Source organism: Sediminibacterium salmoneum NBRC 103935 (genome assembly GCF_000511175.1).
Lineage (GTDB): Bacteria > Bacteroidota > Bacteroidia > Chitinophagales > Chitinophagaceae > Sediminibacterium > Sediminibacterium salmoneum.
Genome location: NZ_KI866530.1, coordinates 1,574,226 through 1,597,100, shown reverse-complemented (window position 1 = coordinate 1,597,100; position 22,875 = coordinate 1,574,226). Strand labels below are relative to the sequence as shown.

Sequence of the window (22,875 nt, the reverse complement as noted above, 5' to 3'; positions counted from 1 at the left end):
AGTGAGTAATAATATTATCATATTAGGCGGAGGCGAAAGCGGAGTAGGTGCGGCTGTATTGGCCAAGCACAAGGGGCTGAACGTATTCCTGTCCGACGGTGGCTCACTCAAGGAAATTTACAAAGCGGAACTGCGCGCGAACGGAATTGAATTTGAGGAAGGCGGTCATAGCGAAGAAAGAATTTTAGCGGCAGACGAAGTGGTTAAGAGTCCAGGCATTCCGGAAAAGAATGAAATGGTGAAAGCCATTCGTGCTAAAGGTATTCCGGTGATCAGTGAAATTGAATTGGCTTATCGTTACAAAGGTGATAGCAAAATTATTGCCATCACTGGCAGCAATGGCAAAAGCACCACTACGGCTTTAATTTATCATATCTGCAGAACGGCAGAACTGGATTGTGCCATGGTGGGGAATATTGGTTATTCATTTGCCCGTCAGGTGGCAGAAGACCCCAAACCGCTCTACATTATTGAAATCAGTTCTTTTCAATTAGATGATATTAAAACCTTCCGACCCAATGTAAGCGTATTGCTCAATATTACGGAAGACCATTTAGACCGTTACAATTATGTGTTCGACAATTATATACGGTCTAAGTTTCGCATCATCGAAAACCAGACCGATGAGGATTTCTTCATCTTCTGTTTAGACGACGAAGTGATTCAGCAAAAACTCCCATTACTAACTATCCATACTAACCCACTACCATTCTCTATGAAACAAGAAGTAAAAAAAGGCGGCTACATCAAGGGCGACCAGATGATGCTGCGCATCCAGGAAGAAAGAGTAAGCATGAGCATTTATGATTTTGCCCTGAAGGGTAAGCACAACCAGTACAACACAATGGCAGCGGGTATTGCAGCAGCAACCATTGGTATCAGAAAAGAAAAAATCCGGGATGCTGTAAAGAACTTCCATAGCCTGGAGCATCGCATGGAGTTTGTTGCAATGGTTCGCGGCGTTGAATTTATCAACGACAGCAAAGCCACCAATGTAAACAGTACCTGGTATGCGTTGGAAAGTATGAATAAGCCAACGGTTTTAATTCTGGGTGGTGTTGACAAAGGAAACGACTACACATTAATAGAAGAACTGGTAAAGGAAAAAGTGAAAGCCATTGTTTGTATGGGAACAGACAACAGCAAAATCATTGAAGCTTTTAAAGATATTGTTCCAACCATCATTGAAGCAGACAGTGCCAAGAAAGCGGTGAATGCTGCCTTCAGAGCTGCCGGTAAAGACGAAGTGGTTTTGTTAAGCCCTGCCTGCGCCAGCTTTGATTTATTCAAGAACTACGAAGACAGAGGAACCCAATTTAAAGAAGCTGTTAAGGAATTATAATGTCTGAAATAAAAGATACCCTTTTTTCTCAAATCCCCTCGGTAGATGGGGTACGCAAGCAATTGCTTACCCGTACCCGTGGTGATAAGTACATCTGGGGTATTGTATTGATATTGTCCCTTATTTCAATTCTGGTAGTGTATAGTGCCACGGGATCTCTGGCATATAAAACATACAAGGGCAATACCAATATCTATTTATTTAAGCAGCTGTCTTTCTCTATGCTGGGGTTAATCATCATGTATTTTTTGCATCGGGTTAACTATACTTTTTTCTCGCGGGTAGCCACTATCTTGTTTATGTTATCTATTCCTTTATTGTTGTACACATTGTTTTTTGGTGCAAGAATTAATGAGGGAAGCCGCTGGATTAAATTACCCATCATCAACCTTACTATTCAGACCAGTGACTTTGCCAAGCTGGCTTTGTTCATGTACATTTCTAAAATGCTGAGCAAAAAGCAGGAAGTAATTAAGGATTTTAAAAAAGGATTCCTTCCTGTGGTGTTACCGGTAATTATTATTTGCGCATTAATTATGCCTGCTAACTTATCGAATGCCTTGTTAACGGGTGCAACTTCTTTGTTGCTGATGTTTATTGGCAGGGTAAGCTTTAAACATATTTTACTCACCATTATGGTAGCCCTGATTCCTGTGGCTATTATTGTTTCGGTGGCCGTGCTTTCCTATGATGGTAAAAAATCGGAAGATATTGCAAAGCCTGCAGTGGCTGAGAAAATGAAATCGATGGGTCGTGTCGGTACCTGGGTTAAAAGGGTACAGGACTTTATGTACGCCAAAGACAGTGAAGTGCCTTATCAGGTGCAGCAGGCCAAGATTGCCATTTCGAATGGAAGTGTATTAATTGGATTAGGACCAGGCAATAGTCAGCAGCGTAACTTTTTGCCACAAGCCTATAACGACTTTATTTATTCTATCATCATTGAAGAATATGGTTTGCTGGGCGGGGCTTTCATGATATTTATTTATCTGGTCTTTCTGTTCCGGTGCATTAGTATTTTCCGGCGATGCCCTTATGCATTTGGTGCATTTCTGGCGCTGGGACTAAGCTTTACCCTGGTGATACAGGCGGTGGCTAATATGGCCGTGAATGTGAACCTGGTTCCTGTTACCGGGGTTACGCTTCCGTTGGTGAGTATGGGAGGATCTTCCTTTCTGTTTACCTGTGCGGCCATTGGCATTGTGTTGAGTGTGGGCCGAAACGTAGAACAACTGGAAGGAAAAGCTCCGATAGAAACAGGAGTGGCTCCTGTGGATACAACACCGGTAAGTGTTGCTGCTGTTGCAGCAAGCGGTGCAGTTACCAACTCTTTTCAAAATCAAAATCCTCGCGCGAATGGCTAATCGATTTATCATAGCAGGTGGAGGTACAGGCGGACATATATTTCCGGCCATTGCCATTGCCAATGCAATTAAACATGTGCAGCCCAGCTCTCAGATTTTATTTATTGGAGCAAAGGGAAAAATGGAAATGGAGAAAGTACCACAAGCGGGTTACGAAATCAATGGCCTGGACATTGCAGGTTTTAACAGAAGCTCTTTACTTAAAAATATTTCCCTGCCCTGGAAACTCGTCAAAAGTTTTGTTCAGGTCAGAAGCATTTTTGCCTCCTTTCAACCCGATGCGGTAATAGGGGTGGGTGGTTATTCTACTTTCCCGGTTTTAAAATATGCACAGAGCAAAGGTATTCCCACATTTATTCATGAAGCCAACTCCTTTGCGGGAAAGAGCAATATGATGCTGGGAAAAAAAGCCACGAAAATTTTTGTTGCTACGCCTGGCATGGAGCGTTTTTTTCCGGCAGAAAAAATACTGGTGTCTGGCAATCCGGTTCGTGATATTATTGTGCGCAACGCTATTCAAAGAGAAGAGGCGCTTCGCTTCTTTAAACTGGATCCTGATAAAACAACCGTATTGGCTGTGGGTGGTAGTCTGGGTGCAGCCAGCATCAACAATGCCTTGATGGAACAGCTGGATGAATTTGGCCAAAACGATTTGCAATTGATTTGGCAAACGGGCAAAACCAATAGTGAATTATATAAAAATGCGGCTGCTAAATACAACAATGTATGGGTTGGCGAATTCATTAACCAGATGGAATATGGCTATGCAGCTGCCGATATGGTTATCAGCCGTGCGGGAGCAATGGCCGTTACCGAATTGTGCATCACAGGTAAAGTGGCCATCCTGGTTCCTTATCCGCATGCAGCAGAAGATCACCAAACGGCCAATGCCATGCAATTGGTGAATAACGGTGCTGCCATTTTAGTGAAAGATGAAAATGCAAAAGCGGATCTGGTAAAAGAAGTAGTGGCCATTTCCAAAGAAGTAATGAAACAGGAAGAAATGAAAGCGGCCATTCGCAAACAGGCTTTGCGCAACGCTGCTGATTTTATAGCTAAAGAAATTTTACAATCCTTGTAATGAGCAAATTAACTACCATACAAACCATTTACTTCATAGGAGTCGGAGGCATTGGTATGAGTGCCATTGCGCGTTATTTTTTGTCGAAGGGCGCCAATGTGAGTGGTTACGATAAAACACCTACGGTGCTTACGAATCAACTGGAGAAGGAAGGAATACAAATTCACTATACCGATGATATCACATTGGCGCCACAGCAGCCCGATGTGGTGGTGTACACACCTGCTATTCCGAAAGACCACAAAGAGTTGAATCATTTTATTAATAACGGTTTCACGGTGATGAAGCGCAGTGATATTCTGCAATGGATTACCGAAAACAGTTTCAATATCTGTGTGGCAGGTACACACGGTAAAACAACGGTTACCTCAATGGTGGCCCATTTGTTGCGCCATACCGGTTATGGCTGTAATGCTTTTCTGGGTGGCATTTCCGCTAACTATCATACCAATTTCTGGAGCCACGAACGCAATGTAGTAGTGGTGGAAGCCGATGAATACGATCGCAGTTTTTTAAAGCTGGCACCGAATGTAGAAGTGATTACTTCCATGGATCCAGATCACCTGGATATTTATGGTACTGCTGAAGAAGTAGAAAATGCCTTTGTTCAGTTTGCAGGAAAATTAAAACCGGGTGGAACCATCGTTGCCAAACATGGGTTGAGCAGAGCCGCCGAGTTACGCGCGGATCACTTGTTTACCTATGATCACCAAAACGAGGCGGCGGATATTTTTGTAAAAGACCTGAAAGTGGTAAATGGTGTTTATCATTTTTCTGTTCAGGCCCCTGACTGGTCTATTGATAACCTGGTATTGCATATGGGTGGCCTGCACAATATCGATAACATGATTGCAGCCATTACAGTTGCCAAACAGTTGGGTATTGATGCGGATAAAATTGTTGCGGCGGTTGCCGATTACAAGGGTGTCCGCAGAAGATTTGAATATGCATTGAATACACCGGCACATGTGGTGATTGACGACTATGCGCATCACCCCGATGAGCTGAAAGCTTTGTTGTCTGGTGTTAGAAGCATTTTCCCCAATAAGAAATTAACCCTGGTTTTTCAACCGCATTTGTATAGCAGAACCAAGGATCAGGCCGCAGGGTTCTCTGCTACACTTGACCTGGCAGATGAAGTGATTTTATTGCCCATTTATCCGGCAAGAGAATTACCCATGGAAGGAGTAAACAGTGAAATGTTGCTGAACAATATGCAGTTGAATCAGAAGCAGGTATTAGAGAAGGCCGCTTTTCTGGATTGGGTAAAAACCACTCAACCGGAACTATTGGTAATGGCGGGTGCCGGCGATATTGATACCCTCGTGAATCCTGCGAAAGAACTATTAATGAATCATCCGCTTTTATAACCCATGAAAAAGTTGAACTGGAAAAATATATTCATCCTTACTGCCTGGGCACTGGCTGCTGTGGGCGTAGTGGTGTTATTGGGTGCTTCCATCCGCCAGAAAAACAACAGAAAATTAAAAGGGGTAGTGGTAGAAATTAAGGGTGCAGAAAAACATATGTTTATTGACGAACAGGATGTACTGCAATTGGTGAACAGTCCTGCTTCGGTTACAGGTCGTCCTATGCGGGCAGTTCCTTTGCGCAAACTGGAAATGCAGGTAAAGCAAAATCCCTGGGTGAACAATGCCGAAATGTTTTTTGATAACCAGCAGGTATTGCAGGTAAGTATTGTTGAAAGAGAACCCATTGCCAGAATATTCGAAACCAATGGTCAGTCTTATTATATAGATACTGCCATGAATCGTATGCCGCTGAGTACAAAGCTTACAGCCAGAGTGCCTGTATTCACGGGTTATCCAATAAGTAAAAAGACCGATACCACTTTAATGCAGTCTGTTATTTTACTTTCCCGATTAATGAATGCGGATTCATTCCTTACCGCACAGATTGCACAGGTGGATATTGTTGCCAACAAAAAGTTTGAAATGATTCCTGTGTTGGGAGAGCACCTGATTGCTTTTGGAGACTCTTCTCTGGCGGCGGATAAACTCAACCGTTTAAAAGCCTTCTACCAGAAAGCTTGGTTGCAACATGGGATCAATACCTATAAAATAATCAGCTTAGAATATAAAGGTCAGGTAGTGGCTATAAAAGAAACACCAAAAAATGTAGTTGAAGAAAACAATATATCGATTCAAATTCCGTTAACAAGTAAAAGAAATACTCTATGAATCACAATGAAGCACCTATCATTGTTGGACTGGACATTGGTACCACCAAGATTGCTGCAATTGCCGGCCGCAAAAACGAATTTGGCAAGCTAGAAATTCTTGGATTTGGTCGCGCCAACAGCAGTGGTGTATTACATGGTCAAGTGTTGAATATTGACCAGACCATTAAAGCTATTCAGGCCGCTTTGGAAAATTGTGCACAGAGCAATCCCGATTTAGAAATCAACGAAGTATATGTGGGTATAGCAGGACATCATATCAAGAGCCTGCAAACCAGAGGGGACATTGTTCGTCAGGATGCGGATATTGAAATCAGCAGAGCAGAAGTAGAACAACTCATCAACAACCAGCGTAAAACTTTTATTCCTGCCGGAGATCAGATCATTGATGTAATTGCGCAGGATTTTCACGTAGACAGCAACCAGAACATCAAAGACCCAGTTGGATACAATGGGGTTAAAATGGGCGCTAACTTCCATATCATTACTGGTGACAGAAACGCTATACGCAATATCAATCGTGCAGTAACCAGAAGTGGTTTGCAAACCAAAGACCTTGTATTGCAACCATTGGCTTCTGCCAGTGCGGTAATGAGTGAACTGGATATGGAAGCAGGTGTTGCCATCCTTGATATTGGAGGTGGAACTTCTGACCTGGCTGTTTTTTATGATGGTATTCTAAAGCATACTGCCGTGATCCCTTTCGGCGGAGAAAATATTACCAATGATATTCGCTTAGGTCTGGGTGTATTAAAAACACAGGCTGAAGCCATGAAAGTTCAGTTTGGTTCTGCGTTGGCTGATGAGGCAAAAACCAATTCCTTTATTACAATTCCTGGTTTAAAGGGAATGCCTGCAAAGGAAATCAGCGTGAAGAGTCTTGCGCAGATTATTCAAGCAAGAATGAGTGAAATTCTTGATTTTGTTACCTATCATTTAAAGCAAGTGGGATTGGATTCTCGTGCATTGAATGGAGGTATCATCTTAACGGGTGGTGGATCTCAATTGAAACACCTGATTCAGTTAACTGAATATGCAACTGGTTTAAATGCCCGCATTGGTATTCCTAATGAACACTTGGCGCCCAATCATATTGATGAATTGAATAAACCCATGTATGCTACCTGTATTGGTTTGATCTTGAAAGGATACAACGACTACGATCAGCATCACAAAGAATTCAAAGAGCGTTTTGTAAAACTGGAAGTGCCAGCGAATTTGAAGAAGAAAGCAGACGCTGCTCCTGAAGCACCTGTTGCAGCAGCCCCTGTGATGGAGAAGCCTATAGAAGAAACTAAAGAAACCGTGAACATGGGCCCACGAATTAGATTCTGGGACAAATTCAAAAACAACCTGATTGAATTGTTCAAAGAAGAAGAAGACCAAGTTATAAGATAAAACCCGAACCTTAATCCCTACTAACCCAAACCGTCCACTATGATTCATTTTGATCTTCCTAAACAAAAATCATCCATTATCAAAGTACTGGGTGTTGGTGGTGGTGGAAGCAACGCCGTAAACTTCATGTTTGAACAAAACATTGAGGGGGTTGACTTCATCATTTGCAATACCGATGCCAAAGCAATTGAGCAAAGCAAAGTGCCTAACAAGATACAGTTGGGACCCCATTTAACCCAAGGTTTGGGTGCGGGTGCCAATCCTGAAGTAGGTAAACGGGCTACTGAAGAATCATTAGAAGAAATTAAACGCATTCTGGAAGTGAATACCAAAATGGCATTCATTACCGTGGGTATGGGTGGTGGAACCGGAACAGGTGGTGCCCCCATCATTGCACAAATTTGTAAAGACTTAGGTATATTAACCGTTGGGATTGTAACCACTCCTTTTGGTTTTGAAGGTCCGCGCAGACAATTGCAGGCAGAAGAAGGAATTAAGGCACTAAAGCCTTATGTAGATACATTGCTGGTAATCAGCAATGATAAATTGCGCATGCAGTATGGCAATTTGAAAATGAAGGAAGCATTTTCTAAAGCCGACAATGTATTGGCTACTGCAGCCAAATGTATTACCGATGTAATTAATAGCCGTGGACATATTATTGTAGACTTTGCGGATGTATGTACCGTAATGAAGAATGGTGGTGTGGCTATTTTGGGTAAGGCAGAAGTAGAAGGAGAGAACCGTGCACAGCTGGCAATTGAAGAAGCATTGTCTTCTCCATTGCTGAACGACAGCGATATTAGAGGAGCGAAGTGGATATTGATTAATATCAACAGTACCGAAGGTGAACACGAGTGCACCATGGATGAACTGGAAATCATCAATAACCACTTGCGTTTACAGGCCGGAGAAGATGCGGATGTAATTGTGGGTATGGGTTATGATGAAAGCCTCGATAAAAAAATTGGTATCACTTTGGTTGCTACCGGATTTGAACACAAAGATCCATTTGCCAAACCAGCTGCTGTTAAACAGGAAGAAGCCAAGCCTGAGAAAATTGTGATGACTTTAAAAGTAGATCATCCTGCAGTATCTACCGGCGTAATTACAGCTACAGCGCCTGCTGTGGAAGCAACTCCAGCACCTGTTGTAGAAGCGGTGAAGGAAGAAGCTCCTTCATTTGCAGAAAGCCTGATTCCGTTTGTTGCAGAAGAGCCCGTAACACCAGCAGCACCTGCAACCCCTGCGGAAACTACCCCTGCTCCGGAAAAAATTTACGAAACACTGGAAATGCCCTCAACCGCTTCTCCTGTTATCGTATTCGATTTAGCACCAGCAGAGGCTGAGCCTGTTATGCAGACACCTCCTGCAGTGCACACTTTTGAAGAAGAAGTGGAAGCGTCATTGCCTCCAATTCCAACCGCCATTCATTCCAGTTTTTCAGGTTCTGCTTTAAGCAAGCCTGCTAATATTTATGCTACTGAAGCACCAGCACCCGTTGTTAGCACTACTCCTGAAGTGGCTGCTCCGCAAGTGCCTCAAGTAGAAGAAGAAGCGAATCTGTTCGATATGCAACTGGTAGAAAAACCAGAAGGCTATAGTGCTCCTCAGCCAACCATGAGTGCAACTCCTTCCAATGAGTCTGCTGATAATGGTGGTGATTATTTTGATGATGTGGAAGAGCAAAAAAGAAGAGCTGCAGAAAGAATTCAAAAGTTGCGTAATCTTTCTTTTAACATGAATAATACTTCTGACTTAAATGGAGAGTTTGATGCTGTTCCGGCTTATGTTAGAAGAAATATGGAATTATTCGGAAACACTTTAACTTCTGTAGAAAACTTTTATAGTAAGTACACCGTAGGAAAAGACGAAAATAACCAGACGCAGATCAATACCATCAACACTTTCCTGGATGGTAAAAAACCAGACTAGTATATGGCAACGGTTTTAATTACCGGTGGAACGGGAACAGTAGGTACTCGTTTAACTGAATTGTTGATGCACAAAGGATATTCGGTTATCATTGTGGGTAGAGGGGGCAATCAAAAAAGAGTGGTGGACACTACCGGTAATGACAATACTTATTTGCGTTATGCAAAATGGAATATAGTCAATCAAACCATTGATGAATGGGCCATTCGGGAAGCTGATTTCATTGTTCACCTGGCAGGAGCAGGAGTGGCCGATCAACGTTGGTCTGCTGCCAGGAAAAAAGAAATTGCAGACAGTCGCATTGAATCCGGCAATTTACTGGTGAAAGCTTTAAAGGAAATTCCCAACCAGGTCAAGGCTGTAATTAGTTCTTCTGCCATTGGCTGGTACGGCCCTGATCCCCTCAACAACCCTGGTTTTTCTGAAGATGCGCCTGCCCATTCAGATTTTCTGGGTACTACCTGCAAAGAGTGGGAAGTGAGCATTGCACCTGTTCAGGAAATAGATAAAAGACTGGTGATTTTACGAACAGGCATTGTACTCAGCAATGCAGGTGGGGCATTGCTTGAATTTAAAAAACCCCTGATGGCCAGAACCGCTGCTATATTAGGAAACGGAAAGCAGATGATTAGCTGGATTCATATTGACGACCTTTGTTATCAATTCATTTATGCCATTGAAAATTCAGCTTTACAGGGCGTTTACAATGCAGTAGCACCTAATCCGGTAAACAACAAAACACTTACGCTAACCCTTGCCAAAAAATATTGCGGATCCTTTTATCTGCCTATTTATGTTCCCGCTTTTGCACTTAAAATAGTGTTGGGAGAAATGAGCATTGAAGTGCTAAAAAGTGCAACCGTCAGCAGCAAGAAAATACTGCAGGCTGGATTCAAGTTTCAATATCCTACTATTGAAAAAGCACTCGACAATCTAATTAATTCTGGAGCCAAATAAAACGGGTCTTAGTTCAAATCTCTTTTACTGTGTACTTTAAAACAGATCAGCCAGATAATAACGGTATACAGTATCGTTAGTATAACCTGTTCATTCACCAATGAAATCGAAAGCAGGTAAGCATCTTTTGAATCTTTACCAAAGTTGCCTGTGAATGCTGGTGCTACCAATATATTATCGGATACTTCAATGGGCAGAAAACGGGTAATAGGTATCTTTTTGTATTTCAGATAAGCCACCAGAATATTTTCTACTACCAGATAATAAAACACAAAAATGCCCAATGCAATGAAGGCTTTTTTTACCAGATAGCCCAACAGGAATGCAATGGATAATTGCGCAAATGTTTGTAAATAAAACATAGGGATATAATGCAGTTGCTCTGCAATTCTTCCCAGATTATCCGGATCGGTATAAACTCCGAAAGCCATTGCCACGAACATGAATACCGTCATTACTACAAATGATATAATGGCCACATCAATTAGCTTTCCCGCCATAAAATCTTTTCGGCTCCATCCGTCAATGATGTTTTGTTTATGCGTACGGTAGTTGTATTCATTTGTAATTAACATGATAACCAGAATGCCGGGTAGTATTACAAAGAAGGATGAAAAATAGGCAACCGTATGAAAGGTTTCTGGAAAAGCAAATGGATTACCCAATAACATTTTTGCAATATTATTGGTCATTTCCTTTCCCTGTGTTACCTGCTGGTAAACATTGTAGAACATGTAATTAATGCTTGGGTAAGTAAGCATTACTATGGCCAGCATCCACCAGAATGCAGGATACTTTTTAATTTTCAGCCATTCTATTTTTAAAAGTGCGCCCATTGTATTTGTTATTAGTCGTTGGTAAGTTCAAAGAACTTGGTTTCTAAACTCTTTTTCTTATTCAGTAACAGGTTCAGTGTAATTCCTTTGTTAAAGCAGAATTGATTCACTGCTTCCATATTCGCAGTTCCGGCCGGAAAATGAACCTGCAAGCGGTTATTGTCTTCTTTGATGGATAAAACATTTTCCATGCCAGACAAACATTCTTTTAAACTACTTAAGTCGGCAGATCCAATTTCAACAATGTCTTCGTTGCTTAATACTTCGTCTACCGGACCACTGGTTAATAAGGTTCCTCTTTTTAAGATGGCCACATGCGTACAGATTTTTTCTACTTCATCCAGCAAGTGGCTGGCGATAATGATGGTAATACCTTCGTTTGCCAGTCGTTTAATTAATTCTCTTATTTCCAGTATACCTACGGGATCAAGACCGTTGGTGGGCTCATCCAGCAACAATACTTCGGGGTTGCCAAGCAGGGCAGCAGCAATGGCCAGCCTTTGTTTCATGCCCAGGCTATAGGTACTGAATTTTGATTTTTTTCTTTCGGTAAGTTTAACAATCTCCAGCACCGCATCTATATCGGCATCGGTTCCCCTGCCACTGATGGCAGATGTGATTTTTAAATTGTCTACAGCCGACAGGTAATGATAAAAATTGGGTGTCTCCAGTAAGGAGCCAATCCTTTTTCTGGCATTGGCACTATGTGGTAAATTGAACCACTGATAGGTTCCTGAGTCTGCACCCAATACATCCAGCACAATACTCATCAGTGTGGTTTTTCCACTACCGTTTGGACCTAATATGCCAAATACACTCCCCTTGGGTATGGTTAAGGAAACATCCTTTAATGCTTTTACGGAACCGTAAGACTTGCTTACATCCGTTAATTGCAAAACTTTTTCCATCATTATTAATTTTTAAGCCAGTTCCGAAGCTGCTTGATTACTTTTTCTTCTTTGAATATACCAAACTTATCATTGTAATCCCATAGCATGGTTGGTATATCAAACTGCTCCATCAGGCCCGTGATATCTCTAAGATAGGTAGATTTTGACTTGGCATTGGCTAAATTGATAACCCCCGTTTCTGTACAGATAAGCGGCAAATTCAGCTTATCGGCATCTGCCTTTATTTTTTTGATTCTACTGTATAAATAGTTGTAATTAGATTCTCTGGGGAATCTTTCAAATTCCTTAATTACTTCCGAGTCGGGTGCCGCGTCTTTTAGTTCGGGCATTTTTCTTTTTCGGAAAGGATAGGGCAGGCCGGTCATATAGGTTTTCTCCTTGGTCCACTCTGCCCCCTGATGCGTGAATACATAGGGTTCGTAAAAATGAAAAGTGTACAGGATTTTTTCATCATCCACGGGAAGTTTGCCCATGGCCAGCAGCTCATTAATGCCGTTGTAGTTGGTTCCCCCAATAATGAAAATACGGTCATGGTCTTCTTTTCTAAGGGCTTTTACAATGGTATTGGCTGTTTGTTTCCAGGTCTCGGCACTGGTTACCGGCTCGTTGTACAGTTCAAAAAATAATTTTTCGCTCGAGAATTCCCTTAAGTATTGCATTACCTGCTTCCAGATCCCGACAATTCTGTCGGCCTCTGTTTCCCTGTTCTGGTCGGTTAGCTTGCCATAATGGTAAACAATTACCAGTTTTAGGTTCAATCTGCGGCAGTTCATATAGGTGTCATGCAATTTTTGGAGAATTGCTTCGTTTAATTGGGTGGATCCTTCCCTCATGAAGTAATCGAAAGCCACCGGCAAACGAACTGTTTCGAACCCGGCAGCGGCAATTGATTCCAGCATCGGGCGAATATCTGTTGTTAAAAGCTGTTGCTGACTAACCCAGTATTGTTCTAACAATGAAATGTTCACCCCCTGACCCATAGAGCGGGCGATCTTGCGGAGTGCTTCCTGATTTTGAGCGGAAACCGGGGCTGCTTCCAGTAGGAAAAAGCAACTGATGAGTACTAAAGTTCTTCGCAACACGTTTTACAGTTAAATGATTAATATTTTATCAGTAGCAGATAAGAAGTACCCATGATTGATTACCATCGGATTCCTTATGTAAATATAGACCGCGCCAAGCTAAATAATGAGCTGGTGAAGCGGGGTGCTTTCTATTCGAATGTGGCTGTGTGGACTTTGATGTTTTCACTTCCATTGTTTTGGCTGTTAGATGTTTTGTTCATGAAGGAAGACTGGATGTTTTTATTGGTCATCCGCATCATCTTCTTTTCCATCTCTTATTTCTTTTACATTTTCGGCACCAAAAAACGTTGGGGCCATGAACTGATATTAAACTTAGTGGTTGGGATAAATATTGCATTGGTCTCCATGATTTGTGGAATTGTTCCTGTTGCTACTGGTTTGCCCTACTATTTGCTGGCTTCTATTATGATGTTGCTTCTGAATACCATTTTATTCTGGAGGCCATTGTTTGCGCAGTTACATGCGGCTATTTCCTTTACTATTATTCTGTTTATGTACTCGCTCAACAACGAAACAGCCAGCTATGCCAGCTTGATTTCGAATGGGGGAGGCGTATATTTTCTGGTAGCTATTTTCTCTATTGTTATTGCCTATAACCGCTACCAGATTGTAAAGCGTGAGACAGAGAAAAACCTGATTATTGAAGAATCCAACAGAAGATTGCTGGAACAGAACGAAAAAATCAACGACCAGCACCATATTATTGAAGAGAAGAATCGTCGCCTGAAAGAATTGAGTGATTATCGTCAGAATACCCTCAATATTATGATTCATGACCTGAAAAACTTTATCGGGTCTAACCAGATATCCATTGATCTCATCAATCGCAAGAGCAGTAACCTGACTTCTGACCAGAAGGAAATTCTGAGTTATATCACCATGGGGAACGAAAAACTGCATTATCTGAGCCAGAAACTGGCAGAGTCAGCAGAAGCCGATTCTGGTAAAATTACTTACCGGATGGAACAATTCGATATTATTCCTGAGGTGGAAAAAGCAGCGATTACCCTGGTGGATGCGGCCAGTATTAAGCAGGTAAACCTTCAGGTTCACCTTTCTCCGTCCGAAGTAATGGTAAATATTGATAAAATATTTTTACGTCATATATTATTTAAGCTACTTTCTAACGTTATTAGGTTTATCCAAAAGGGTTCTTCTGTTAGTATTCATGCCAATGACCTGGATGGGTCTTGTATTATTGAGATCATCAATAAGACCAATAACCCCATCGGAATGGAAAAACTGGATGAATATTTTAGCCGATTAACCAATCCTAACCAGTCTGAATTGGCCATCAACCACTCAGGCATGGGATTTTCTATTGCCAAGCAGCTAACCGAAGACATGGGAGGTTCGCTAACTTATGAAAGCAATGTGACTGTTGGAAACTATTTTAAACTCAAATTCAAACTGGCTTAGTTTAAATACCCCGAAATCATGAAAACAAAATCATCCCTGCTCGTACTCTTCCTGCTGATAGCTGGTAGCATATTTGCCCAGGACTTCAAGACCCGCTCCCTGGAAGCAATGGGTTACCGGAATGAATCCATTATGGGTATTAATGGTGCCATTTCCTATTTCTTGAAGCTACAGCCAAGAGATGATGTAGACCGTACCAATCTGATACTGCAGGTGAAGCCTTCTCAGGTTTTAAGAGAAGACATGTCTACCATTACGGTTTCATTAAAAGATGAGCCTGTATATACTACCCGTTTGGTGGCAGACGCCATTGACTCTGTAATGACGATTGTAATCCCCCTGAATAAAAGATATGTTCAGGAAGATGGTCGTTTTATTAAATTGAGAATTGACGCCAAAATGGCCATGTCGGATGAATATTGTAAGGACGTTGACAATCCGGCTATCTGGGTTACCATTCGAAACTCTTCTTATTTAGAAGTTATTAAGCAAGAACGCTCTACTTACTATCACAGTTTAAAAGAAACCATTTCTGAATACAATTCAGTGGCCACTCCGGTGAATGCTGACTTAGACGATTTAACCAGTGGTTCTATCCTTTTTGCTTTATTGAAACAGAAAGGGGGTCTGGAAGATATTGTTACCACCAATTACAGAAATACCGATTCTTCTGTTGGAAATACAATCGTGACCGGTTTGTATAACAAGCTTCCGGCATATATCCAGGCACAATTGCCTGAATTTAAAAACGGACAGGGGTTGATTAAAAACCTGATATTCCCGAATGGCGATTATGTATTGGTGATTACTGGTAAAGACCCCGAAGGATATAGAAAAGCTATTTACACGCTGACGAACTATAAAATTATCAATGGTAGTTTCTCTTATACCATGTTAGTAGATCAGGGGCAGCCAGCTTACTTTGACAAGAATCAGTTGCCTGTTGTATTCTCACTGGAAGAGCTAGGAGGTACACCTAAACTGATGGAAGGTATTGGCGCATTGAAAACCAACTATGCATTTTCATTGGCCGATTACAACGCCATTCCTAAAAAACTTACTTTCCACCTAGAAGCCATGCTTTCTATGTTAAAAGAAGGAGACCGTGGTTTCTTAAACGTATACCTGAACGATAACCTGGTATTCAGTACCGACTTACACGATAAAACCAGTTTCAACGGAGACATAGAACTGAAGCCATACTTACTTACTAAGAATAACTCATTGGTAGTGGAAATGCGTTTTCATGGTGCGGGTGGTATTTGTAAGGAAGGGTTCTCTAATTTCTTCGGATTCATTGATACCAAAACTTCTAACCTGGTGTTCTCTGGCGAAAAAGTAAATGAGTTCTATAACTTCTTTAACTATCCTGGAGAGTTTAGAAAGAAAGCTTTGCGTTGTATTGTTACTCCAAGCCTGATGCCTTATTTGGCAGCATCTCTGGGCGAACTGGTGTTTCAGTTGAATACAGCTACTTTGGCAGCGAACTATCTGTTTATTCCTGAACTGGTAACTTCTGATAAAGCCAATATGAACGATATGGCAAACATGAATGCCATTGCCTTATTGCACAGAAACGATCCGTTGATTAAGAACTTTGAAAAGAACCTACCAGTACAATTCAACAGAGACTTCCAGTTGTATAAAGATATCAGTGGGGAAACCTCTTACTCTATTAACGACTTTTCTAACTCAGGTATCGCACAGATTTTCCGACAGGGTAGTTCTACCTTCCTGCTCGTGAGTGCACTGGGAGACTCTAGTATCAGTGATGCCTTTGAGGGCGTAATCAAAAGCTTTGGATCACAGTACTCTGCCATTGAAAGTAACGTATGTATTGCCAACAGTAAGGGAAAGAGTAATTTCTTCTTTAAACTGCCCGACAATGCTGGTCTGGTTACATACCGAGGAGATAAGAATAATATGGCTTTGCTTTGGAATAAATACAAATATTTCATGCTGGCTGGTTTAGGTATCCTGTTGGTACTAGGTTTCTTCTTCATCAGAAAGCGTGTGAAAAAATCACAGGAGATTGTTTAATTGGTTCCTTAAAAATCCGTAGCATCTATGCCTGTTTGTGCCTTGAATAATATGATTAGTGTGGGCTTGTTTACCACGGCCAAACTGGATGAGATTGATGTAATTGCTGATGAGTTCGACTATGCGCAAATAAAAGCAGCACTGAATTTCGGGTACCTTACCCGTAAAGCCTATGTTGCTTTTCTGGAGCGTTCAGGTTTTCCGCTGGTGGATGTTCGTAACGAAGTATTAGATGAAAGCTTTGTGGAACAATGCGACCTGCTGCACCTGAACGCTTTTTTATATTTACCCATGCGGAATGATGGCAGAGGTAATTTACTAGTAGCTGCTGCCGACCCAATGGATGAAAGACTGCAAGGCTATCTGGAAATGAAGTTCAATACCAAGGTAAAATTGGTAGCTGCTTCGGATTTGGATATTACCTGGATGGTACATAAGCTTAGAGGAGAATACTATGTAAAGGAATCTGTATTTAGCCTGATGCGTAAGGATCCCGATAGTTCGGGTCTAACTACTTTTACGGATGCGCAATTGGTGTTTATTTTTGTTGCCATTGCTGTTGCCTTTATTTTACTGACCTACAATTTTGTCAATAGTTTTATTTTCTTCAACCTGTTCTTCAGTTTCGTCTTTTTATTTTCCATTGTATTTAAATTGTACATTGCCTTAAAGGGCTCTAAGTACGAACTGGTAGAAGTGGTAACCAAGGATGAAGTAAAAGCGGTTGACAATAGTACGCTTCCGGTATACACCATATTGCTGCCGGTTTATAAGGAGGATAAACTAATTCGTAAATTAATTTGGAACCTGAGAAGTCTGGATTATCCAAGAGGAAAACTAGACGTAAAATTATTGATTGAGGAAGACGATGATAAAACCCTGAACGCCGTTCGTAACCTGGATTTCCCGGCCAACTTTGAAACCATTGTGGTTCCATTCCACATGCCTAAAACCAAGCCCAAAGCCTGTAACTACGGTTTGTTTTTTTGTAAGGGAACTTATTTAACCATCTATGATGCAGAAGACGTTCCAGATTCTGACCAGTTGAAAAAGGTTGTGAGTTTGTTCAGAAAACTTCCAAAGGATTATGTGGTATTGCAGGGAGCACTTAATTATTTTAATAAGAATGAGAACCTGTTAACCCGTATGTTCACTTTAGAATATTCGTATTGGTTCGATTATATGTTACCAGGTCTTCAGTCACTGGATGTACCCATTCCTTTAGGAGGCACTTCCAATCACTTTAAACTGGACAAGCTAAAAGAACTGGGTGGTTGGGATCCGTTCAATGTTACGGAAGACGCCGATTTGGGAGTGCGGGTATTTGAAAAGAGATACAAGGTAGGGGTAGTAAACAGTACTACGCTGGAAGAAGCCAACAACGAACCCTTTAACTGGATTCGTCAGCGTTCCCGCTGGATTAAGGGATACATGCAAACCCTGCTGGTGCATATGCGCAATCCTCCAAAACTGGTTGGTAAAAATTGGATTGGAGAGGATTTTTCGGATTCAACTTCTTCGTTGGATTTACTCCGATTACCTTTTTATTGTATCCGGTGTTGTTGGGCTTTTATATTGTGTATCTGGTTTTTGATTTGCAAACCGTTCGTGTGCTGTTCCCGGACTGGGTATTGTATATATCCATTTTTAACTTTGTGGCGGGGAATACGCTCATGATTTATGTAAATATGCTGGCTGTTTTCAAACGCCGATTTTATGAGTTGATTTTGTTTGCGCTGGTGAATCCTTTCTACTGGTTAATGCATTCCATTGCAGCCTATAAAGGATTGTGGCAGCTGATTTATAAACCATTTTATTGGGAAAAAACCAATCACGGTTTAACCAAAGTATCTCATTCTTCCGCTGCAGCAACAGTGGTAGCCAATGCCAATGAAACCTAATGAAATTCAGTAGTCATCAAATACGTATCATTTCATTGCTGCTGGTCATTTATTATGTGATCCTGGCCTGGCTATTCAATAGAATTGGGTTTGAACACTCAGAACGATTGTTCTATGCTGAAAAATTAAAGTTGCTTTTTGAATACAGCGAGAATACCCTTTTAACATTGGGTACTACTTTTCCAACGACTTCTTTTTTAATCAATATTATATTTACTCCCTTCGGATATTTATTTGCACCGGTTGCTTCTTCCATAGTACTAATGTCTTTTCTATTTTTCTTTATGGCAAAAGACATAAATAGTTCTGAATTACCCGCCCGTACTTTAATGTTGGCCTTGCTGGCTTTGTTCCTGATTCATCCCCAGTTTATTTTTGCTGCCACTAGTGGAAGGAATATTGCCGCCATCATGCTTTTTACTTACATGTTGTTCCGGAGTTTGTTCTTTTACTATAAAAACCAAACAACCTACTACCTGTCACTGGCCAGCTTGTATTTAGGGGCATTGATATTTTCTGAAGTAAAGTTTCTCTGGTTGATCCTGGGTTTTCTTCCCTTTGTGGTACTGGTTAGTATTGAGGGGATTAAAACCGCTAAGGGAGAACCTGTGGTGTTTCAATATTTTCAGGCGCTGAACAATCGCTCACTTCGTCGTAAACTGGTAAACAGAACGGTCTCTTTGTATTTCATTTTGTATCTATTGCCGCTAGCAGCCATATTTCTATTCCGCGTGTTGAATCAGTCCCATGCGGGTGATCCTACCTATTTCTTAAGTTCTCAGTATTCTAACTGGAGGGTTACCGGTGTATCTACCATTACCAATATCCTGGAAAGAGGATCTGGTGCCAACCTGAATAAGCAGACACAAATTATTTTTCCTTTGTTCACTATTTTTCTGGCTCCCATTTTTGTTTCGGCCTTGTTGTTGTTTAAGGGCAAATTATATGAATTATTAACGCTTTTTACGCCATTGATTTTTCTGTCAATCATACTGATTGATATTCAGTTTTATTTAACTGTGGAGTATTATATACTGTTGCCTGTTATGGCTTTTGTGGCTTTCAATTTTGCCAGTCAGGTCAAACTCAATCGATTCATGTCTTCTATCATTATTATGGCAGGGACATTTCTTACTTTACTGGGGGGCTATTATTATTTTAAGGAAACTTCCGATTTTGAAGAACAACGATTTGTAAGTATGGTAACGGAAACCAACAAATGGTTTTTGCCCAAAAAAGAGTCAGAAGAGAAACAGCTGGCCGATTATATAGCTTCCGTTAAATCGCCGTCAAGACCTGTTTTAATTGACGATGCTGCAGCTTATGGCATTGTAGCATATCTGCCAACGCTGGATGGACTGGTAATGCCATTGCAAAAGAATTTCATTACGGTAATTGAAAATCCAGCTTTGTCGGTAGAATACATTCTTATTGCAAAAAGACACAATCTGAAACACAATTACACGGCCATGAACGCCTACAATATGTTTGTAATGAAAGAACGGTTGAATCTGAGGTCCAACCGTGTCTTTGAAACTGAAAACTGGATTGTATATTCAATAAGATAAACTGCTAATTATTTTGATGCAACAATCTTACTTAACCCTTACTACTCACTAGTTTTTCTTTTTTTAATTTCTAATAGGTCTGCCACTTTTCAATACACTCTGAATTCTTTCGAGTGATTTCTTTTCGCCACACAAACTTAAAAAGGCTTCTCTTTCCAAATCTAGCAGGTATTGTTCACTTACCAGTGTTTGCGCACTTAAGTCCCCGCCACACATAACATACGCTAATTTGCGCGCCACTAAAGCATCGTGATCGGTTGCATATCCACCTCTCCACATGCCATTGATACCGGCTAGCATGGCTCCCAGACCGGATTTGCCCAATACTTTAATATCGGTTCTTTGTACCGGAGTATTGTATCCTGCTTCGTGTAATTCTAAAACTGATTTCTTGGCTTCTGCAATTCTTCTGCCTATATTCATCACCACTTCGTCCTGACCTTGTCTTAGGATACCCATTTCAAAAGCTTCCTGTGCAGAGGTAGCCACTTTGGCTGTTGCTATGGAAAAGAATCTTTTCTTTAATGTATTGGTCTCTGGTTCGTCTTCGTGTAATTCGTCGCTGGCTCTTAGTGCAAACTCTTTGGTTCCGCCACCGCCGGGAATCAATCCCACACCCAGTTCCACTAAACCAATATAAGTTTCTGCTGCTGCGCAAACCTTGTCTGCGTGTAAATTCATTTCGCAACCTCCGCCTAAGGTTAAACCATGTGGCGCAGTAACAACTGGCACACTGGAATAACGCAAACGCATCATGGTATTCTGGAACATGCGGATGGCCATATCCAGTTCATCGTATTCCTGCTCGATTGCCAGCATAAAAATCATACCCACATTGGCACCCGCACTAAAGTTGGGCCCCTCGTTGGCAATTACCAATCCATTAAAGCTTTCTTCTGCCTTGCTGATGGCTTTGTTAACTCCTTCGAGTACTTCTCCACCCATGCTGTTCATCTTGGTACTCCATTCCAATCCTGCTACACCATCGCCAATATCGTACATTCTGCAGGCACTGTTTTTCCAGATAAGTTTATCGCTGTGGTTCTTAAGAATCAGGAAGGATTCGCCACCAGGAATGGTTTTATAAGATTTACTGGCCACATCGTAACATATGCGCTTCCCGTTCTCTACTTTGTAGAAACTAGTTGCACCTGTTGCCAGCATTTCTGCAACCCAGGGTGCTACGCTGTAACCCGCTGCCTGCATGGCTTCTACGGTTTTGCTAACCCCAAGGGTATCCCAGGATTCAAAAGCTCCTATTTCCCATCCAAAGCCCGCCATCATGGCATCGTCTACACGATACAATTCATCACTGATTTCAGGAATTCTGAAAGAGATATAAGAGAACAAGGAAAAATGAAATGCTCTGTAAAACTCACCGGCTTTATCGGGAGCTGCACTTAACATTTTAATTCTCTGCTTTAAGTCTTCCACTGGTTTGGCAGCTTCTAAACTCGCGAATTTTGGTTTTGTTCTTGCCACATATTCCATGGTTTGCAAGTTGAGCGTTAGAATTTCCTTGCCCGCTGCAGACTTGGTTTTCTTGAAAAATCCCTGACCGGTTTTATCACCCAGCCAATTGTTGGCTGTTATTTTTTCTAACCAGGACGGAATGGTAAAAATCAATTTGGCTTCGTCGTTAGGGCAATTGTCGGCAACTCCCTTGGCTACTTTTACTAAGGTATCTATCCCTACTACATCAGCCGTTCTGAATGTTGCAGACTTGGGTCTTCCAATAATGGGTCCGGTTAAGGCATCAATTTCATCTATGGTTAATCCCTGCTTCTCCATAATATGGAAAATGCTCATGATGCTGAATACCCCGATTCTATTGGCAATAAATGCAGGAGTATCCTTACACAACACGGTGGTTTTACCCAGGTGTACATCGCCATAGTGCATTAAGAAATCCACCACTTCCGTATCGGTATGGGGTGTTGGAATAATTTCCAGTAATCTTAAATAGCGTGGAGGATTAAAGAAATGCGTTCCGCAGAAATGCTTTTTAAAATCATCGGATCTGCCTTCTGCCATCATATGAATCGGAATACCTGACGTATTGGAAGTAATAAGGGTTCCCGGCTTTCTGAATTTTTCTACTTTTTCATAAATCAGTTGCTTGATGTCGAGTCTTTCAACTACCACTTCAATAATCCAGTCGCAACCGGCAATCTCTTTCAGGTTATCATCAAAGTTGCCCGTCTTGATTCTGTTAACTACCGACTTGGTAAACACGGGAGAGGGGTTACTTTTTACAGCCGCTGCCAGCGCATCATTTACCAGCTTGTTTCTTTCTGCTGGTTTAGTGCTTTCTGCTGCTGCCGCAGGAACCATATCCAGCAATAATACAGGCAGTCCAATTCCTGCAAAGTGACAGGCAATTCTGGACCCCATTACACCACTTCCGAGTACGGCAACTTTTTTGATAGAACGTTTCATTTTTGAAAAATTTATGGTCAGGTTTTGTAAAGGGTACACTTTACAAAATTAGTTAGTTATGCAACTATTTCCGAAGATAAGGTAAATTTTAACCTTCCCTTCCATTAGGGGCAAAAAAAATATCAAATCTTTCGTTGGGAAAAATTTGATATTAATGCGTTGGTTTTTCTTAGATGTTACTCTTCTGAAACGGCGGCACCTTTGTATGCAAAATACAAGCAAACAAGGTAAACGGCTAATAGTACGTATACTAGCATAATCGGGGGGATTTTGATTACTAATTTATACAGAAATTCCTTTCAGTTTTAAAAATTATTGTTAACAAATGTGGAAAATGACAAAAATGTTAAACAAACGATTTATAGACCGCTGTTTTGTTCATTTTACCACTCAAAACTT

Annotated in this window: 17 protein-coding genes; 13 read left to right on the top strand and 4 right to left on the bottom strand. The window is 41.3% G+C overall.

All coding sequences use genetic code 11. The annotated features are described in order from the left end of the window. The first annotated feature begins 1 nt into the window (after position 1). Genes murD through P767_RS0107485 form a run of 8 tightly spaced genes read left to right on the top strand, consistent with a single transcriptional unit; the run spans position 2 to position 10,277 of the window. On the top strand, positions 2–1,342 hold the full coding sequence (gene murD, locus P767_RS0107520; RefSeq protein ID WP_026764004.1) for a UDP-N-acetylmuramoyl-L-alanine--D-glutamate ligase: 1,341 nt from the start codon (positions 2–4) through the stop codon (positions 1,340–1,342). Then, positions 1,342–2,706: an FtsW/RodA/SpoVE family cell cycle protein gene (locus tag P767_RS16330; protein ID WP_071790310.1), complete on the top strand. Its 1,365-nt coding sequence runs from the start codon at positions 1,342–1,344 to the stop codon at positions 2,704–2,706. The genes murD and P767_RS16330 overlap by 1 nt, the downstream gene beginning before the upstream one ends. After that, positions 2,699–3,787 (top strand): undecaprenyldiphospho-muramoylpentapeptide beta-N-acetylglucosaminyltransferase, encoded by a 1,089-nt coding sequence (murG, locus tag P767_RS0107510; RefSeq protein WP_026764003.1) that lies wholly within the window; start codon positions 2,699–2,701, stop codon positions 3,785–3,787. The genes P767_RS16330 and murG overlap by 8 nt, the downstream gene beginning before the upstream one ends. Continuing rightward, entirely contained in the window at positions 3,787–5,157 is a 1,371-nt protein-coding gene (gene murC, locus P767_RS0107505) for a UDP-N-acetylmuramate--L-alanine ligase (RefSeq protein ID WP_026764002.1), read from the top strand. Before murG ends, murC begins: the two co-directional genes overlap by 1 nt. Before the next feature lie 3 nt (positions 5,158–5,160). Beyond that, the gene (locus P767_RS0107500) at positions 5,161–5,988 is read left to right on the top strand and encodes a cell division protein FtsQ/DivIB (RefSeq protein ID WP_026764001.1); all 828 of its coding nucleotides are present in this window, start codon (positions 5,161–5,163) and stop codon (positions 5,986–5,988) included. Then, complete coding sequence (gene ftsA / locus P767_RS0107495; RefSeq protein ID WP_026764000.1) at positions 5,985–7,385, top strand: cell division protein FtsA; 1,401 nt, start codon at positions 5,985–5,987, stop codon at positions 7,383–7,385. Before P767_RS0107500 ends, ftsA begins: the two co-directional genes overlap by 4 nt. 39 nt (positions 7,386–7,424) lie before the next feature. After that, positions 7,425–9,320, top strand: a complete 1,896-nt coding sequence (ftsZ, locus tag P767_RS0107490) for a cell division protein FtsZ (RefSeq protein WP_026751284.1) — start codon at positions 7,425–7,427, stop codon at positions 9,318–9,320. 3 nt (positions 9,321–9,323) lie between these two features. Then, positions 9,324–10,277 (top strand): TIGR01777 family oxidoreductase, encoded by a 954-nt coding sequence (locus P767_RS0107485; protein WP_026763999.1) that lies wholly within the window; start codon positions 9,324–9,326, stop codon positions 10,275–10,277. Between the two features lie 8 nt (positions 10,278–10,285). On the opposite strand, the gene P767_RS0107480 is transcribed toward P767_RS0107485, so the two are convergent. The 3 genes from P767_RS0107480 to P767_RS0107470 are packed head-to-tail and all read right to left on the bottom strand — an operon-like array spanning position 10,286 to position 13,106. Then, the gene (locus tag P767_RS0107480) at positions 10,286–11,113 is read right to left on the bottom strand and encodes an ABC transporter permease (RefSeq protein ID WP_026751286.1); all 828 of its coding nucleotides are present in this window, start codon (positions 11,111–11,113) and stop codon (positions 10,286–10,288) included. An 11-nt stretch (positions 11,114–11,124) separates the two neighbouring features. Further along, positions 11,125–12,024, bottom strand: a complete 900-nt coding sequence (locus tag P767_RS0107475) for an ABC transporter ATP-binding protein (protein ID WP_245586859.1) — start codon at positions 12,022–12,024, stop codon at positions 11,125–11,127. A gap of 2 nt (positions 12,025–12,026) precedes the next feature. Next, complete coding sequence (locus P767_RS0107470; protein ID WP_026763998.1) at positions 12,027–13,106, bottom strand: glycoside hydrolase family 5 protein; 1,080 nt, start codon at positions 13,104–13,106, stop codon at positions 12,027–12,029. A gap of 51 nt (positions 13,107–13,157) precedes the next feature. Here P767_RS0107470 and P767_RS0107465 point away from each other — a divergent pair, with 51 nt between their 5' ends. From P767_RS0107465 to P767_RS0107450, 5 genes are read left to right on the top strand one after another with little or no spacing between them, the layout of a single operon-like run. Next, positions 13,158–14,528, top strand: a complete 1,371-nt coding sequence (locus P767_RS0107465) for a sensor histidine kinase (RefSeq protein WP_026751289.1) — start codon at positions 13,158–13,160, stop codon at positions 14,526–14,528. An 18-nt stretch (positions 14,529–14,546) separates the two neighbouring features. Further along, positions 14,547–16,568, top strand: a complete 2,022-nt coding sequence (locus tag P767_RS0107460; RefSeq protein ID WP_026763997.1) for a cellulose biosynthesis cyclic di-GMP-binding regulatory protein BcsB — start codon at positions 14,547–14,549, stop codon at positions 16,566–16,568. 27 nt (positions 16,569–16,595) lie between these two features. Next, positions 16,596–18,245: a glycosyltransferase family 2 protein gene (locus tag P767_RS16325; protein WP_216593214.1), complete on the top strand. Its 1,650-nt coding sequence runs from the start codon at positions 16,596–16,598 to the stop codon at positions 18,243–18,245. After that, positions 18,224–18,469, top strand: a complete 246-nt coding sequence (locus P767_RS18670; protein ID WP_216593213.1) for a hypothetical protein — start codon at positions 18,224–18,226, stop codon at positions 18,467–18,469. The genes P767_RS16325 and P767_RS18670 overlap by 22 nt, the downstream gene beginning before the upstream one ends. Continuing rightward, positions 18,469–20,037 (top strand): hypothetical protein, encoded by a 1,569-nt coding sequence (locus P767_RS0107450; protein WP_026763996.1) that lies wholly within the window; start codon positions 18,469–18,471, stop codon positions 20,035–20,037. Before P767_RS18670 ends, P767_RS0107450 begins: the two co-directional genes overlap by 1 nt. A gap of 63 nt (positions 20,038–20,100) precedes the next feature. Here P767_RS0107450 and P767_RS0107445 read toward each other — a convergent pair whose 3' ends face one another. Next, on the bottom strand, positions 20,101–22,476 hold the full coding sequence (locus P767_RS0107445) for a 3-hydroxyacyl-CoA dehydrogenase/enoyl-CoA hydratase family protein (RefSeq protein WP_026763995.1): 2,376 nt from the start codon (positions 22,474–22,476) through the stop codon (positions 20,101–20,103). Between the last annotated feature and the right edge of the window lie 399 nt (positions 22,477–22,875).

Excerpts from the sequence above, each read along its gene's own strand:
- P767_RS16330 (WP_071790310.1), top strand. The coding sequence starts at position 1,342 with ATGTCTGAAATAAAAGATACCCTTTTTTCTCAAATCCCCTCGGTAGAT.
- murG (WP_026764003.1), top strand. The coding sequence starts at position 2,699 with ATGGCTAATCGATTTATCATAGCAGGTGGAGGTACAGGCGGACATATA.
- murC (WP_026764002.1), top strand. The coding sequence starts at position 3,787 with ATGAGCAAATTAACTACCATACAAACCATTTACTTCATAGGAGTCGGA.
- P767_RS0107500 (WP_026764001.1), top strand. The coding sequence starts at position 5,161 with ATGAAAAAGTTGAACTGGAAAAATATATTCATCCTTACTGCCTGGGCA.
- ftsA (WP_026764000.1), top strand. The coding sequence starts at position 5,985 with ATGAATCACAATGAAGCACCTATCATTGTTGGACTGGACATTGGTACC.
- ftsZ (WP_026751284.1), top strand. The coding sequence starts at position 7,425 with ATGATTCATTTTGATCTTCCTAAACAAAAATCATCCATTATCAAAGTA.
- P767_RS0107485 (WP_026763999.1), top strand. The coding sequence starts at position 9,324 with ATGGCAACGGTTTTAATTACCGGTGGAACGGGAACAGTAGGTACTCGT.
- P767_RS0107480 (WP_026751286.1), bottom strand. The coding sequence starts at position 11,113 with ATGGGCGCACTTTTAAAAATAGAATGGCTGAAAATTAAAAAGTATCCT.
- P767_RS0107475 (WP_245586859.1), bottom strand. The coding sequence starts at position 12,024 with ATGATGGAAAAAGTTTTGCAATTAACGGATGTAAGCAAGTCTTACGGT.
- P767_RS0107465 (WP_026751289.1), top strand. The coding sequence starts at position 13,158 with ATGATTGATTACCATCGGATTCCTTATGTAAATATAGACCGCGCCAAG.
- P767_RS0107460 (WP_026763997.1), top strand. The coding sequence starts at position 14,547 with ATGAAAACAAAATCATCCCTGCTCGTACTCTTCCTGCTGATAGCTGGT.
- P767_RS16325 (WP_216593214.1), top strand. The coding sequence starts at position 16,596 with ATGCCTGTTTGTGCCTTGAATAATATGATTAGTGTGGGCTTGTTTACC.
- P767_RS0107450 (WP_026763996.1), top strand. The coding sequence starts at position 18,469 with ATGAAATTCAGTAGTCATCAAATACGTATCATTTCATTGCTGCTGGTC.
- P767_RS0107445 (WP_026763995.1), bottom strand. The coding sequence starts at position 22,476 with ATGAAACGTTCTATCAAAAAAGTTGCCGTACTCGGAAGTGGTGTAATG.